Genomic DNA, 14937 nt, shown 5'->3' on the forward strand with positions numbered 1-14937 from the left:
GAATAAAAAGATCCTTTTTGAAACGTATCTTTCACAAATAAATTGGGATTGGCTATTCCTGAAAGGTCAATTGATTTTCACCGCTATAATTAGCCTTGGAACCTTAAGTTTTATACTATGGTTTTTGCAATAAAATCCCCTAATTTTCCTGTAGAACCACCTTTTTGAAGTTCGATTGAATAAATATTAAACTGCTGTTAAACTTCATATTAAGCTGAAACAAACTTTCTCAAACTTCGTCTATTATGTATGAGCTGTCCCCTCAGTTGATAAAAAAGACGGGTAATGAAAACAAAAAGTACATTTTGGACACACGATGACATTCAGGCTTATCGAACCCACATCAACCGGGATTCATGGTTTTTGAAAGGGCAATTTTTTCTTTGCCTTCTTGTACTTCTGGGAGTTATTCTTTATTTATTTATGAGACATTAATTAACCTAACCACAGCCTGACAACCATAATTTACCCTTATAATAATACAATCTGGCAAAATATAATTTCTGTTATAGCTATATGCTACTCATCTTTAGAAAAAATTCAAAGATGAAGCCCGATTTTTTCCTTGTGTTTTATTGTAGCCCTTTCTCTGTACAGGCACAGCATCAAGTTTCTGAAAAAGTTAATGGACAGTCAATTCTGAAGCCAATGTTTACCTGCAAGGCAGCTATGAGAACTCTACAACCGACGAGCTTGTTGAATTTTCCTATCCACACCTCAATTTTTGAAGAACAAACTCTGATGATTTCCTACCTATCCTTTGAACAACTGGCAGGAGCATACAGATGACTGGTAAGAGAACCTTTCGATTAAATTTAGAGAGGATAACACCGCTCTTGATGCCGTTATTAATAATGCCGGCACCTTTTCTAGAGGAATTAATTTTAAAATTTCTCTAATAAACCTCTTGGCATCGTTACTACGGCAGGAGTAGCCGGAGATCTTCGTTGCAGCTTTACTAATCTTCCGCGCAGGCAATAACTCACGGCGCCCACAGATCCTGTTTTATCGATTTTTTCTGGACAATTAGTAATGATAAAAAGGGTAATCAGCTAGATAATCTTTAGATAAATCAGTTCATCCTCGAAAATTTACAATTCAGTAAGAAAGAATGTCATTATTATTTTGATAGATGCACTTTCGAACCAGAATTAAACACTAAAATCAAAACCTGAAATTATGCAAGCTTTAATCGTAACTATCGTACTCTCCTTACTCATGGCTGTTGGTTTAAATGCCCAAACCCACTACGAGGAAAAAATGACAACGGCCTTTGAGCTATGGCAGGATCAAAAACCAGAAGATGCAGCCAACCTTTTTGAACGAATAGCCATTGGCGAAGAAGAAAAATGGCTTCCGTACTATTATGCAGCACAGGTCAAAATCGTGGAAAGCTTTCCTAAATCCAATAGGGTGAAAAAAGAGCAGCTACTTAAAGAAGCTCAAAGTTTTCTGGATAAAGCAATAAAACGAAATGGAGATGAAGTGGAACTAATGATTCTCCAGGCCATGTTGCATACCTCCAGGCTTACATTAGATCCTTCAACTTATGGGATGACCCTGGCTCCCGTAATCTCCGGAATTTATGCTGAAGCTTCAAAAAAAGCTCCTAAAAACCCGCGACTGGTACTCTCAAAAGCCGAATGGGATATGGGATCTGCAGCATATTTTGGAGAAAGCCCAACAAAATATTGTCCAAATCTGAAAGCGGGCCTCGAGCTTTTTGCAGAAGAAGACTATACTCCTACGATAGCTCCCTCCTGGGGAAAAGACAGGTTACAATTTCTATTGGCTCAAACCTGCGGAAGTGAAAATTAGTGAAAGACAAAAAACTATTTTTTAGTCAGCAAAAGAAGTAGATTTTAATTAAACTTGACCAGGTGAAGAAAAAATGAAAGAACTGCTCAAAATTACTAAGATTTCCATAATTATTTGTATTGGAATCCTTCTCATTAATGTCCTTTTTGGTGCACATAATTGGGAACAGTTGATGGAAATACAGCTATGGGGCGCTTACTTCTTTTATTCTTTTGTGCTTACGGCAATAAATTCTTTTTATTTTGCCTTTTTTGAAAGGAAAATTGGCTGGGAAGGAGCCGACCTTAAAAGAATACTGTTAGCTGCCGTGGGATCTATTGTCCTCACCATGATTGGTTTCTTCTTTTGCAGGCTGGTAGACCACACTGTTTTCCAAGGAATTGGTTTTGCTCAATTCCTCTCCAATGAAAAATTCAAATATTACCTTTTTCCTTTACTGTTAACAGCAATAGTTTCTCTTTTTTTCCATCTAATCTATTTTTATAAAGCACTACAGGAAAAAAAAATAACCGAACAAAAGATCATAGCCGGTACCGCTTCAGCAAAATTTGAAAGCCTAAAGAACCAGATCGATCCACATTTCCTATTTAACAGTCTCAATGTTCTTACGTCATTAATAGATGAAAATCCTGAACAGGCACAAAAATTCACTACCGGCCTTTCCAAGATCTACAGGTATGTACTGGAGCAAAAAGACAAGGAATTAGTTAGCCTACAGGAGGAACTAACATTTGCAGTAACTTATATGAACCTGTTGACAATGAGATTTGAAAACAGTATTTTCTATGAGGTACCACAGGAGTTATCTACACCTGAAGCCAGAGTGGTCCCTTTATCATTACAATTGTTGCTGGAAAACACAATTAAACATAACGTTGTAAGCGAAAAGAGCCCCCTGTACATTAAAATTTTTGTAGAAGATGGTTATTTGGTCTTAGAGAATAATCTTCAAAAAAAGGAAGTTCTGCAAAAACGTGCCGGGGTTGGGCTTCAAAACATTATAAGTCGTTATGCACTGGTCACCCGCCGCGATGTACAAATATTAAAAGATTCAGAAAATTTTAGGGTGAAAATTCCTGTACTGACTAAACAAATAACCACCATGGAATCGGAAAATATTACAGAAAACAATGCCTACTTTAAAGCTAAACAACGCGTAAAAGAGATAAAGGAATTTTACGAAAATTTGATTTCCTATTGCGTAGTGATTCCCGCTCTTATCCTCATTAACTACCATACCTATTGGGAATTTCAGTGGTTCTGGTTTCCTATGGCCGGTTGGGGCTTAGGCCTTGCAATCCACGCATTCTCAGTCTTTGGCTATGGAGCGAATTGGGAAGAGCGAAAAATACAGGAATTCATGGAAAAAGAACAACAACGAACAAAAACCTGGAACTAATGGAACCCACCGAAAAGACATATCAATACCAACTTGCGCAAAAACGCGTAAAGAAGATCAAAGATTTTTATATCCACCTGCTGGTATATTCATTCATTAATGTTGCCATAATTGCTGTGAATACCAGAGATGAAGATTTATTGGAAGGATTACAGGATTGGGGTAATTACTTTACTGCATTCTTTTGGGGGATTGGATTATTCTTTCACTGGTGGAGTGTTTTTGGACCAGATTTTTTCTTCGGAAAAAATTGGGAAGAAAAAAAGATAAGACAGCTCATGGAAAAAAATAAGCACCAAACCTGGGAATAAATTTTCCTGAATAAATACTTCCCACTAATGATACAAGCTTTAATCATTGAAGATGAAAAACCGGCTGCCCGGCGTTTACAACGTATGCTGGAAAAACTGGAAGTGAAGGTAATTACAACATTACATTCTGTAGAAGAGGCTACAGAATGGCTCCGAAAGAATCAAAATCCAGACCTTATTTTCCTCGACATTCAGCTTAGTGACGGGCTCTCATTCGAAATCTTTGAACATACCGAAGTGCATTCCCCTATCATTTTCACCACTGCTTATGATGAATACGCACTACAGGCTTTTAAACTTAATAGCATAGATTACCTCCTGAAGCCTCTTGATGACGAGGAACTTGCAGTAGCCCTCGAAAAATTTAAAAAAACCAGGTTTTCAAATCAAAAGGAAATCGATTTCAAGACTTTAAAGTCTCTGCTTAACATTCCAAATTCAGATTATAAAAAACGCTTTTCCATTCAGGTTGGCCAACATTTAAAACTCATCGATATATCTGAAATCGTTTGCTTTTATTCAGAAAATAAGGGAACCTACTTACATAACAAATCGAATAGGAGTTACATGTTGGACAGCAGCCTTGACAAACTGGAAACTGAAATAAATCCGGAGATATTCTTCAGGGTTAATCGCAAATATATTATAGCAATGGAAGCTATTGCTGATATTCTCACATATTCAAATACAAGGTTGGAAGTAAAGCTCAAAGACTATAATGAAGAACAAATCATTGTAAGCCGGGAGCGGGTAAAAGCCTTTAAGGAATGGCTTCAATAAAACCGGCTTTTGGTACAACCCTTTGCAAAAATTTTCCCAATCCTTAACCTTTTTAGCTTTAATTTACTTAGCTTCAATTAGTTCCAGATCAAAAAAATAAAGGAACGGACAAAAAAAGATGTCTATAGGAAAAGAAGAAGTTGAAATTCCGGAAAAAGAAAGGAAACGAAAAAAATTTGTGGCTCCGGGTCCAGTCTTAAGCCCATTTGATGCCTTTGCCCTCATTATAGGAATCGTTATCGGAGCCGGGATCTTTCGAACTCCATCTCTTGTCGCAGGTAATTTAGAATCGGGAGGAATGATGTTAACTGCATGGCTCATTGGAGGTGCAGTTTCCCTTATCGGCGCCCTTTGTTATGCAGAGCTCACCACTACATTCCCAAATACTGGCGGAGATTATCATTTTTTAATGCGGGCATTTGGAAAACGCACAGCTTTTCTATTTGCCTGGGCCCGTATTAGTGTGATCCAAACAGGTTCTATAGCACTATTGGCATTCATTTTTGGAGATTATGCTTCCCAAATTTACGAGCTGGGTGAATATTCTGCAGTGATCTATGCTGCAATTCTTGTCTTTGCACTTACAGCAATCAATATTATCGGGATAAAAATGGGTGCAGGAGCTCAAAAATTTCTTACTACGATTGAAGTATTGGGAATCTTATTGATCATAATCGTAGGTTTCTTCCTGGTCCCTGAAGCTTCAGCAACTTCTTTCGGTTTTTCTCCTGTAAACAACGGCGGAAATTCTCTCGGGTTGGCAATGGTATTTGTATTACTCACTTTTGGAGGTTGGAATGAGGCTGCATACATTTCTGCTGAAATTAGTAAAGGAAAAAGAAAAATGGCCGTTGTTTTAATAGCCTGTATCATAGTAATTACTATAATTTATTTCCTTGTAAATATGGCTTTTTTGAGAGGGCTTGGTTTAGAAGAGATGGCCGGTTCAAAAGCTGTTGCAGGTGATCTTTTAGAAATAGCTTTTGGACATTTAGGAGTTGTTATAATTTCCTTGTTAGTAGCTGTAGCTGCCCTTACTTCAGCAAATGCCACAATATTTACCGGGGCACGTTCAAATTATGCCTTAGGAAGAGACTTTAAGGGTTTTTCTTTCCTTGGAAAATGGAAAAGCAGACTGGAAGGCCCTGTAAACGCTTTCATGGTTCAGGGAGGCATCACCCTGGTGCTGGTAAGCTTTGGACTCTTCTCCAGAAGTGGTTTTGAAACCATGATTGATTATACTGCACCTGTCTTTTGGTTTTTCCTTCTGCTTGTGGGAATATCACTTTTTGTGCTGCGGAAAAAAGAACCTCTTAAAAAACGCCCTTTTACAGTACCCCTCTACCCTGTACTTCCTTTAATATTTTGTATTAGCAGTGCCTATCTCCTCTACTCCAGTATAGCTTATACAGGTTGGGGAGCCCTGGTAGGAATAGCTGTACTGGTTGCCGGGGCGTTAATTATGTTTCTTAAACCTTCTATTACTGAAGAAACATAACAAGAAAGTTTAATTAAATAGTCATCCTATGAAAAACCTGAAAATTTTATTTGTATTTCTTATCCTGCCATTCCTGTCTCAGTCTCAGGATGTGGTGTACGTTCCCACCAGCGACACAGTTGTTGACGCAAGGCTTAAACTTGCCGGGGTAGAATCTAATGACATAGTTTACGACCTTGGAAGCGGCGACGGCCGAATTGTAATTGCTGCAGCGAAAGATTATGGCGCGCGCGGAGTGGGAATTGACATTGATCCCAAAAGAATTTCAGAGTCAAATGACAATGCAGTTCATGCCGGCGTAACAGATAAAGTAGAATTTATAGAAGCCGATCTTTTTGAATCAGATTTTAGTGAAGCTACAGTAGTAACCCTTTACCTGCTTGGAAGGTTAAATAAAAGGCTTAAACCAATCTTGTTCGAACAGCTAAAACCTGGCACACGTATAGTTTCTCACGCCTTTAGCATGGGAGACTGGGAACCTGAACAAACACAAATGGTAGATGGCACAACCATTTATCTATGGACAATACCAGAAAAGAAATAGAGAGATCAAAAGAGCGCATGGACAGAATATTAAGAGGCTCATGTGATCCCCGAATCTTTACTTTTCGGAAGTTTATATGAAACTTCAGGAAAGCGGGATCTTCACTAAAGTTTCCACACCCGTACCAAACCTCCTGTTTGTAATCTGGAAACTGTAATTATTTCCATAGAGGTTTGACAATCGGGCATCAATATTTGCTAGGCCTTTGCCCTTCTTCATAAGTTCTTCTGTTCCTGCCTTGAGACCGGTACCGTCATTTATTACTTTAATGATAAGTTCGTTACCTTCAGCATAAATTCTTATAGTTACCTCTAGATCTATATGTTCATAGGAATAACCGTGCTTAATAGAATTTTCAAGAATGGGCTGTAGTAGTAAAGCCGGAACTTTTTTGGACAAAAGTCGCTCATCAACTTCCTTATTTATTCTAAGATGATCTGAAAATCTTACGTTTAAAATATTTAAATAATATTCCAGGGTTCGCATTTCCTTTTCAAGCGCAATTACATTTTCCTCCCCACTGTACAGGATCTCCCTCAGAAAATCACTGAGATCTGCAATAGTGTCTTTGGCTTTTTGTTTGTCAAGATCGGCCAGCACTGCAATGCTGTTAAGGGTATTAAATAGGAAGTGCGGTTGTAATTGAGAAGATAGCATCTTCATACGGGTATTCACAAGTTGCGTTTCCAGTTGAGCCCTGTGGTGTTCGGCTTCCTTTACCTGTTTCACATAATAATATGTGTAAATAATAAAGGTCATTGCAAAATATATTAGAAAATTAAGGTCCACCACAATCATAAACCTGGTGAAACTTTCTCTTATGGTATATTCTTCAAGGGTAAATAACCCGGATAAAATGCCGTAGAGATCAAAAATTAGTCGAATGATGAACCCTATGAGTATCGAAAATACGATATGAATAGAAATTATCTTGACCCAGGAATAATTCTTATGTAGAAAACGCTTGGTACTAATAGCTATGATGCTCATGTAAAAAACCACAACCAGCCAGTCAATGAGAATATTGTTCACCAGGAAATCGTACCAGGGTACTGGCCTCATATCGGGGAAATTCACCTGAAGATACGCGGTTTTTGTGATATAGACCAGATTAAAAAGCGCGTAGAATCCAGCTAGCAACAAGATTAATTTAAAATCTAAGTACTTTTTAATTTTCATTTTTTAAATCCCCAGTTTTTCAAGAAATTCTTTTTTATTCGATTTGCTTATGTGGAGGAGTTTATCATCATTCATGCGGGCATCCACTTCAGAATAGTCTGAATGTACTATCTCCTTTACCTGATCCAGGTTAACAATAGTAGAGCGATGTATTCTAAAGAAGCTTGCTTCTTCAAGCTGCTCTTCCAGGTTGTTGAGAGATTCCCGCAATACATACTTGCCTGAAGTTGTGTAAATCTCAGCGTAATATCCTGATGCTATAATATAAAGGATGTTCCTGGGGTCGATTAAAACAGTTTTATTACCCTGCTTAACAGGAATTTTTGCTATCCGCTTTTCTGTCTTTTTCTCCAAGGAGTAAATCCGGAACATCTCTCTGATCCTTTTTTCAAAAATATCATCAGCTTCTTTCCCTCCAATCTTAAGAACCCTTTCAACGGTCTTAAAAAACCGCTGATCCTTAAATGGCTTCAGAAGAAAATCAAAGGCTTCCACATCAAAGGCACGAGTTGCATAAGAATCATAGGCGGTGACGAAAACAACTACAGGTTTAGGCTTTATTTCCACCTTTTGGAGTACTTCAAAACCGTTCATATCTTTCATGTTAATATCCAGAAAAATAAGATCCGGATTGTCACCGTTAATCTTTTTAATCGCAGTTTGTCCATTAGAACACTCTCCAATAACTTCTATACCAGAAACTTCCTCCAGAAGATTAACAATTCTTCTCCGTGCCAGCTCCTCATCATCAATGACCAGTGCCTTCATATGTAAGAAATTTATTCTTCCAATTTAAAACATAATTGTTTTGGTTATTCCTCCCGCTTAAGAAAAACCATCAAACGACGGCGTCTGATGGTTTTTGATCTAAAAACTTTGCTTCCTTAATTGCTGGCCATTTCTGTTTCTTTGACTGGAGCTTGTAAAATAACTTTTTTCGATCTTTCCCATTTTCCAGGATAACCTTAAAAATATCCTTGCCAACCATGCCATTTCTACTGTTAGTGATATGAATATTTTTAGTCATTTTCCACCCCTTGTGGTCCCGATATAAATCATGTCTTAACTTTTCAGGCAAGACAATATTTTTAAACCTCGAGGCAGTTTTGAGTAAATTTCCCCTTTTATTAAAATCAGCAATTAAAAATCCTTTTCTACTAACGAAACTTACCTCATAACTATCATACTGTTCATGCTTTAATTCCGAGCTGAGGTTATTAATATTAAAATGGGTATCCATAAAAGCCAGTGGATCTTTTTCAAATTCCCCAACGGCAGATTCTTTTACCTTAAAGTAAAACCGATTGCCGTCTCCTTCAACATCGGATGTCACCGGAATGAATTCTACTTTTGCCTCTTTAAGTTCAGTGAATTCCTGTGCGTGGCCAGTTCCTAATACCAGCATTACCAAATAAAAAATAAGGGTTTTCATAATTTCATGTTTTAGAATTATTATACCCTAAAATTAATAGCTAAACCCGGCCTTACCCTTGAAAAAGATTTGAATGGCTAAACAGAAGTAACTATGAAGGCAAAAAGTGATAATAAATTGTAAATCAGCATAATTAAGACCAAATCTCCTTTTATATCAAAAAAGGAAAGATTAAACTGCTTATTTTGGATACTCACTGCAAAAGATATATTAAAAAAAGAAGCCGCCTCCTCTACAAACATTCCGGTTACCCTACATTCCCAGAAGTTCATTAGAAAAAAGCGGCCTTTCTAAAATTTTAAATATATCAATTTAGGATCTTTCACAATTCCTACCAAATGTGGAATAGTACTGGCTCCAAAATCCGAATGCAGTTCCTTAAATTTTTTCTCTACTGAACTTTTGCTGATGGTCACCAATTTATAATTCTTAACATTCTCCCGGATGTACTCCCGAGTGTACCCGGTCGATATGACCTTGAGAAGTTACATGTCCTAATCCACGAAGTCCACATTTTGTTATGTCTTTGAATATCGTTTATATGTACCGAACTATTTTTTTCTTTTTTATTAAATACAATGGCATCCCGTAGATTCCGTATTTGTAGAGGTAGAGCCACTTTTTTAAATTCTATAGGGCAAACTTAAAATAAAGAATGCAGGTGGAATTACGGTTTCCCGTAATTTTTCCGAAAATAAATTTTCAGATAATTTTAATTTCTCACTTTTCTCAGAAATTGAGAACTTACTTTTCCCGTTTAATACAATAATGTATATTTGAAGAGTCTTGTTAATTATGAGTATGAACCTCCCAGAAACTATTGCCCTCATACTAGGATTCCTTGCACTTTTACCTACCATAGCTTCCCTCACCAGATTCGACCAATGGTGGATTAGAGGTTTTGACTTTCCACGCCTGCAAATAAGTTCATTCATACTTATCGTAATTATATACTCTGGTGTGGTTTTCGATTTCAGTTCCTTTTGGGAATATGTAATTATGTTCCTCCTGGTGTTTAGCTTTTTATATCAGGGAGTAAAGATCTACCCATATACCTTTTTTGCAAAAAAGCAGGTGCATAAATTCAAAGGGAAAGATGATCCTAATGAAATTTCCATACTGGTGAGTAACGTACTTGCTACTAATAATAATTACGGTAAATTAATTACACTTATAGTTCAGAAAAATCCGGACCTGGTGCTCACCCTGGAAAGTAATGACGACTGGGAAAAAAACCTGGAAATAATAGAAAAACAGTATCCATACACTGTCAAGATCCCTCAAGAAAATCTTTACGGTATGCATCTCTATTCAAAACTTGAGCTTGAAGATATAGATATTAAATATCTAATGTCTGAAGAAATCCCCTCAATACATGGAAAAGTAAATTTACGCAGTGGAAAAAAAGTAAATATTCACTGCCTGCACCCAAAGCCTCCGAGCCCTTCTGAAGATACTACCTCAACCAATCGTGATGCAGAACTTTTAATGGTTGGTAAGGAAATTGAAGGACAACGGGCAACCTTGGTCTTCGGCGACCTAAATGACGTTGCCTGGTCGCGCACCACAGATTTGTTTATAAGCTTAAGTGGCTTATTGGATCCACGCATTGGTCGCGGATTTTTCAACACTTTTCACGCCCAGTATCCTGTCTTTCGATGGCCTCTGGACCACGTTTTTCACAGTGACGATTTCCTGTTGGACAACCTGAAACGCCTGGATGATATAGGATCAGATCACTTTCCTATTTTTATAAAGCTGGTCTACGACCCCGAAGATGATGATCTTAATAATAGCCCGAAAGATCCCGACCAGGAGGAAAGAGATTGGGCAGACGAGAAGATAGAAGATGGAAAGACCAATAACCATAATTAGGATCTTCAAAAATAGTAAATCTTAAAAAGGTCATTTTTGACACTTATTCCTTTTCTCCAAGTACAGGCTTCAGCACTTCCCATACATTTTTGGCAACAATATCATAACCCTCTGCGGTAGGATGGATCCCGTCCTGCTGGTTCAGATCAGGATCTCCGGCTACGCCTTCGAGCAGGAAAGGAATAAGGTGGATGTTGTTTTGTTCTGCAATTTCTGGAAAAAGCTCCCGAAAATCAGTCGTGTATTCGGGTCCCATATTGGGCGGGATCTGCATTCCGGCAAGAATGATCTCCACCCCCGGATTTTCTTCTCTAACATTATCAATAATTGCCTGCAGGTTTCTCCGGGTCTCTTCTACCGGAACTCCGCGTAGGCCATCATTCGCTCCCAAAGCAAGCACAAATACATCAACCTTCTGGTTGAGCACCCAGTCAATTCTGTTTTTCCCCGCAGCAGTGGTTTCCCCGCTTAATCCGGCGTTTACTACTTCATAATTAAACCCCAGGGAATCGATCATCTCCTGAATTTCGGCGGGATAACCTTCAGCGGGATCAAGTCCCATTGCCGCAGTAAGGCTGTCACCAAAGAACAATATGGTCTTGCTGTCTTCTGAATTTTCAGCTTCATTCTCAACTTCCGAAGCAGTTTCAGCTTCAGTTTCTTTTTTCTCTTTTACAGATTCTCCACAGGAGGTGAATAGCAAAAGTGTCAAAAATGGCAAATACAACAGGTTTCTCATAGCTACTGGCTTGAAGTGAAAATCATTTCTTATTTTGCTTTTTTTGAAAGCAAGTTTAAAGATGACAAAAATACTTAATGTTCACAACCTGGAAAAGAGCTATTCCAGTGGCTCCAAACAGCTCACCGTACTCCATGATATAACTTTTGATGTTGAAGAAAAGGAAACTTTTGCCATTGTAGGTCCGTCGGGTAGTGGAAAAACAACCCTATTGGGCCTATGCGCAGGCCTGGATCGTCCTGATACCGGCAGCATAGAACTTTGCGGCACCGAACTCAGCTCCCTTTCTGAAGATGAACGGGCCGTACTGCGCAATCAAAAAGTAGGTTTTGTTTTTCAGGACTTCCAGTTGCTCCCAACTTTGACTGCACTGGAAAATGTTGCTGTTCCGCTTGAATTGCAGGGAGCAAAGGATGCTTCGGAAGCAGCAAAAGTTCTGCTGGAGAAAGTTGGACTTGGCGGCAGATTCGATCATTATCCTTCGCAACTATCGGGTGGGGAACAACAGCGCGTGGCAGTAGCGAGAGCCTTTTCAAACAGACCTTCTATTCTCTTTGCAGATGAACCCACAGGTAATCTCGATGCCGAAACAGGAGAAAGGATAATTGAACTGCTGTTTAACCTCAACAGGGAAGCCGGAACTACTCTTGTTATAGTTACTCACGACCTTGATCTAGCAAAAATGACACAACGAATCCTGCGACTCAAAGGAGGAAAAATAATGGAGACTAATGAGCAGCAATAAATCAAGAGTTTCCTTTTCCTGGTTGTTTAAAATGGCATGGCGCGATGGTAAAGCCAGCGGACGTAAGCTAATCCTGTTTATGGCTTCTATCGTGTTAGGGATCGCGGCTGTGGTTTCCATCCAATCCTTTGGGGAAAACCTGAAGGATAATATTGGTCTGCAATCAAAGGCCATGATGGGAGCAGATTTTAAGATTGACCTTGACCAGGAACCTACAGAAGATGTTTTGTCTATTATCGACTCTTTAGGCGGTGCCCAGGCAAGGGAAATCGGTTTTACTTCTATGGCTGCCTTTCCCGGTAAAGACGGTACTAAATTAGTCCAGGTGCGGGGAATTGAGGGCGGATTTCCATTTTATGGGGAACTGGAGACGATCCCGGAGGAAGCAGCACAAACCTATCAGCAGGAAGGTGGAGCTTTGGTTGATGTCACCGTAATGACACAGCTGGGTCTTACCACAGATGACAGTATTAAGGTTGGGGAGGTCATTCTTCCTATTTCAGGAGCTTTACGTTCCATTCCCGGTAGTAATTCCTTTTTTAGTTCTGTAGCACCACCAGCAGTAATCCCATATCGATTCATTGAAGAATCTGGCCTGGTTCAAACCGGCAGCCGCATTTCCTATGATTATTACTTTACCGCACCTTCGGGAACAGACCTGGAACGACTGGACGAAGTGCTTGATCCACAATTAGATAGACTTGAAGCTGATCTTGATACTCACACCTCCACCAGTGAACGACTGGGAAGACGATATGACAACTTTGGGAAATTTCTCAACCTGGTGGCTTTTGTAGCACTGCTGCTGGGATGTGTGGGTATTGCAAGTGCCATTAACATCTACATCAAAGGAAAACTGAGGGCTGTTGCAGTTCTTAAATGTCTCGGAGCCACAAAACGACAAACCTTTATGATCTACCTGCTTCAAATTGCCGGTATGGGATTTCTTGGTGGGATCATAGGTACTATTGCCGGTTTAATCTTACAGCAGCTTTTTCCATTATTACTCGAAGATCTGTTACCCGTAGATATTCAAATGGCCTTTAAACCTCAGATTATTCTACTGGGTGTCCTGCTCGGTATTTTTATGGCAGTGTTATTTGCCCTGGTACCACTTATCGGGACTTTATACATTTCTCCTTTACAGGCTTTAAGAGTGCAAACCAACGGCAATAAGAAAAAGGGAAAAGCAGAGCTTGCAGTACTTGGAGGCATTTTTCTATTTATCCTTCTCTTTTCCTATTGGCTCCTCCAGGATTGGAAATATTCTCTGGCGTTTGTCTTTGGAATAGTTGTGACTTTCTCCATTCTCGCAGGAATAGCTCGTCTATTTATGAAAGTGACAAGGGACAATTTCCCTACCGGCTGGGGTTTTCCTGCAAGGCAGAGCCTTCAGAATTTATTCCGGCCCCAAAATCAGACTTTAACCCTGGTGCTGGCTATTGGAGTGGGTACTTTTTTAATAAGTACTCTCTATTTTACTAAAGACCTTTTACTTGCCCAGGCTTCTCTCGAAGGGCAGAATAACAGTCCGAATATGATCCTGCTAGATGTGCAGGCGGGCCAGGAAAAAGAAGTGGAACAAACTATTAGGGATAGTGGAAATCCAGTGCTGGATGACATACCAATCGTTACTATGCGGGTACAGAGCATCGATGGAAGAACTGTTAACCAAATACGGGAAGATTCAACATCGGGCATTAATCGCTGGGTACTTAATCACGAATTCAGGGTGACTTATCGTGATGCTCTTTCAGATTCTGAGGTGCTGACTTCCGGAGAATGGGTTCCGGAAGTTGAAGAGCCAGACCTCATCCCTATATCGGTAAGCGATAATTTTGTGGAAGATGCCCTGGTTAGTCTGGGAGATCGTATTTCATTCAATGTTCAGGGAGTTGTGATGAATACAGAGGTCCGTAGTATTAGAACTGTGGACTGGAGCCAAATGCAGCCAAACTTTACAATTGTCTTTCCAAAAGGTGTTTTGGAAAGTGCACCACAATTCAGGGTTATTACTACCAAGGTTCCCAATGAAGACGCCAGTGCCGCTTTGCAACAGGAACTGGTTAGACTTTTCCCCAATATTTCGATCCTGGACCTGCGGCAAATCATAACTGTAGTTGAAGGTCTCCTTAATAAAATTGCATGGCTTATTAATTTTATGGCCTTTTTTAGCATCATTACCGGGATCATTGTGCTTCTTGGAGCAGTGCGCACAAGCAAGTTCCAGAGGATCAAGGAGAGTGTTTTACTAAGAACTTTAGGTGCCCGCAGTAACCAGATTCTAAAGATTCTTGCTCTGGAGTATTTTTACCTGGGAGCACTGGGAACCTTATCGGGGATATTGCTCTCCTTAATTAGCAGCCAGTTATTGGCCTGGTTGTTATTTGATACTGCTTTTGTGCCCTCGATTTTTCCGTTACTGGTACTTTTCCCGGCAATTACAATCCTGGTCATTTTCATTGGCCTTACCAACAGTATCAGTGTTATTAAAAGTCCGCCGTTAGAAGTACTTAGAAAAGAAAGTTATTAAAATGGCAAGTATTGCCCGACTTTAAGTGGGAGTAAGTGCAAAAGAGCAGAATTGATTTGTAGAAATAGCATCATTCAAAACCTA

General features: G+C 39.3%; 13 protein-coding genes. 9 read left to right on the forward strand and 4 right to left on the reverse strand.

All coding sequences use genetic code 11. The features are described from left to right. Positions 1 to 1179 precede the first annotated feature (1179 nt). From H148_RS0109490 to H148_RS17620, 6 genes are all read left to right on the forward strand, one after another. Positions 1180 to 1818, forward strand: a complete 639-nt coding sequence (locus H148_RS0109490; protein ID WP_029034589.1) for a hypothetical protein — start codon at positions 1180 to 1182, stop codon at positions 1816 to 1818. 73 nt (positions 1819 to 1891) lie between these two features. After that, positions 1892 to 3217 carry a 2TM domain-containing protein gene (locus tag H148_RS0109495; RefSeq protein ID WP_029034590.1) on the forward strand — a complete coding sequence of 442 codons (1326 nt, stop codon included), beginning with the start codon at positions 1892 to 1894 and terminating at the stop codon, positions 3215 to 3217. Beyond that, positions 3217 to 3528 (forward strand): 2TM domain-containing protein, encoded by a 312-nt coding sequence (locus tag H148_RS0109500; protein ID WP_037325044.1) that lies wholly within the window; start codon positions 3217 to 3219, stop codon positions 3526 to 3528. Before H148_RS0109495 ends, H148_RS0109500 begins: the two co-directional genes overlap by 1 nt. Before the next feature lie 30 nt (positions 3529 to 3558). Next, positions 3559 to 4308 (forward strand): LytR/AlgR family response regulator transcription factor, encoded by a 750-nt coding sequence (locus H148_RS0109505; protein ID WP_029034592.1) that lies wholly within the window; start codon positions 3559 to 3561, stop codon positions 4306 to 4308. Positions 4309 to 4426: 118 nt separating this feature from the next. Beyond that, entirely contained in the window at positions 4427 to 5806 is a 1380-nt protein-coding gene (locus H148_RS0109510; protein WP_083961633.1) for an APC family permease, read from the forward strand. Positions 5807 to 5834: 28 nt separating this feature from the next. Beyond that, positions 5835 to 6350, forward strand: a complete 516-nt coding sequence (locus H148_RS17620) for an SAM-dependent methyltransferase (RefSeq protein WP_051286354.1) — start codon at positions 5835 to 5837, stop codon at positions 6348 to 6350. 84 nt (positions 6351 to 6434) lie between these two features. Here H148_RS17620 and H148_RS0109520 read toward each other — a convergent pair whose 3' ends face one another. From H148_RS0109520 to H148_RS17625, 3 genes are all read right to left on the reverse strand, one after another. Then, entirely contained in the window at positions 6435 to 7529 is a 1095-nt protein-coding gene (locus H148_RS0109520) for a sensor histidine kinase (RefSeq protein WP_029034594.1), read from the reverse strand. 3 nt (positions 7530 to 7532) lie between these two features. Continuing rightward, positions 7533 to 8297 (reverse strand): LytR/AlgR family response regulator transcription factor, encoded by a 765-nt coding sequence (locus tag H148_RS0109525; protein WP_029034595.1) that lies wholly within the window; start codon positions 8295 to 8297, stop codon positions 7533 to 7535. A gap of 70 nt (positions 8298 to 8367) precedes the next feature. Then, the gene (locus tag H148_RS17625; protein ID WP_051286356.1) at positions 8368 to 8961 is read right to left on the reverse strand and encodes a hypothetical protein; all 594 of its coding nucleotides are present in this window, start codon (positions 8959 to 8961) and stop codon (positions 8368 to 8370) included. Between the two features lie 801 nt (positions 8962 to 9762). Between H148_RS17625 and H148_RS17630 the strand changes: the two genes are divergently transcribed. After that, complete coding sequence (locus tag H148_RS17630) at positions 9763 to 10836, forward strand: endonuclease/exonuclease/phosphatase family protein (RefSeq protein WP_037324981.1); 1074 nt, start codon at positions 9763 to 9765, stop codon at positions 10834 to 10836. 43 nt (positions 10837 to 10879) lie between these two features. On the opposite strand, the gene H148_RS0109550 is transcribed toward H148_RS17630, so the two are convergent. Continuing rightward, positions 10880 to 11575 carry an arylesterase gene (locus H148_RS0109550; RefSeq protein WP_037324984.1) on the reverse strand — a complete coding sequence of 232 codons (696 nt, stop codon included), beginning with the start codon at positions 11573 to 11575 and terminating at the stop codon, positions 10880 to 10882. A 61-nt stretch (positions 11576 to 11636) separates the two neighbouring features. On the opposite strand from H148_RS0109550, the gene H148_RS0109555 reads away from it, so the two are divergent. Together H148_RS0109555 and H148_RS0109560 are read left to right on the forward strand one after the other, a co-directional pair. Beyond that, a complete protein-coding gene (locus tag H148_RS0109555; protein WP_029034598.1) occupies positions 11637 to 12320 on the forward strand; it encodes an ABC transporter ATP-binding protein in 684 nt (227 codons plus the stop codon). Then, entirely contained in the window at positions 12307 to 14853 is a 2547-nt protein-coding gene (locus tag H148_RS0109560; protein ID WP_029034599.1) for an ABC transporter permease, read from the forward strand. Before H148_RS0109555 ends, H148_RS0109560 begins: the two co-directional genes overlap by 14 nt. Positions 14854 to 14937 lie beyond the last annotated feature (84 nt).

Origin of the sequence: Salinimicrobium terrae DSM 17865, from assembly GCF_000424665.1 — a bacterium.
Classification (GTDB): Bacteria; Bacteroidota; Bacteroidia; order Flavobacteriales; family Flavobacteriaceae; genus Salinimicrobium; species Salinimicrobium terrae.

Excerpts from the sequence above, each read along its gene's own strand:
- H148_RS0109490 (WP_029034589.1), top strand. The coding sequence starts at position 1,180 with ATGCAAGCTTTAATCGTAACTATCGTACTCTCCTTACTCATGGCTGTT.
- H148_RS0109495 (WP_029034590.1), top strand. The coding sequence starts at position 1,892 with ATGAAAGAACTGCTCAAAATTACTAAGATTTCCATAATTATTTGTATT.
- H148_RS0109500 (WP_037325044.1), top strand. The coding sequence starts at position 3,217 with ATGGAACCCACCGAAAAGACATATCAATACCAACTTGCGCAAAAACGC.
- H148_RS0109510 (WP_083961633.1), top strand. The coding sequence starts at position 4,427 with ATGTCTATAGGAAAAGAAGAAGTTGAAATTCCGGAAAAAGAAAGGAAA.
- H148_RS17620 (WP_051286354.1), top strand. The coding sequence starts at position 5,835 with ATGAAAAACCTGAAAATTTTATTTGTATTTCTTATCCTGCCATTCCTG.
- H148_RS0109520 (WP_029034594.1), bottom strand. The coding sequence starts at position 7,529 with ATGAAAATTAAAAAGTACTTAGATTTTAAATTAATCTTGTTGCTAGCT.
- H148_RS0109525 (WP_029034595.1), bottom strand. The coding sequence starts at position 8,297 with ATGAAGGCACTGGTCATTGATGATGAGGAGCTGGCACGGAGAAGAATT.
- H148_RS17625 (WP_051286356.1), bottom strand. The coding sequence starts at position 8,961 with ATGAAAACCCTTATTTTTTATTTGGTAATGCTGGTATTAGGAACTGGC.
- H148_RS17630 (WP_037324981.1), top strand. The coding sequence starts at position 9,763 with ATGAACCTCCCAGAAACTATTGCCCTCATACTAGGATTCCTTGCACTT.
- H148_RS0109550 (WP_037324984.1), bottom strand. The coding sequence starts at position 11,575 with ATGAGAAACCTGTTGTATTTGCCATTTTTGACACTTTTGCTATTCACC.
- H148_RS0109555 (WP_029034598.1), top strand. The coding sequence starts at position 11,637 with ATGACAAAAATACTTAATGTTCACAACCTGGAAAAGAGCTATTCCAGT.
- H148_RS0109560 (WP_029034599.1), top strand. The coding sequence starts at position 12,307 with ATGAGCAGCAATAAATCAAGAGTTTCCTTTTCCTGGTTGTTTAAAATG.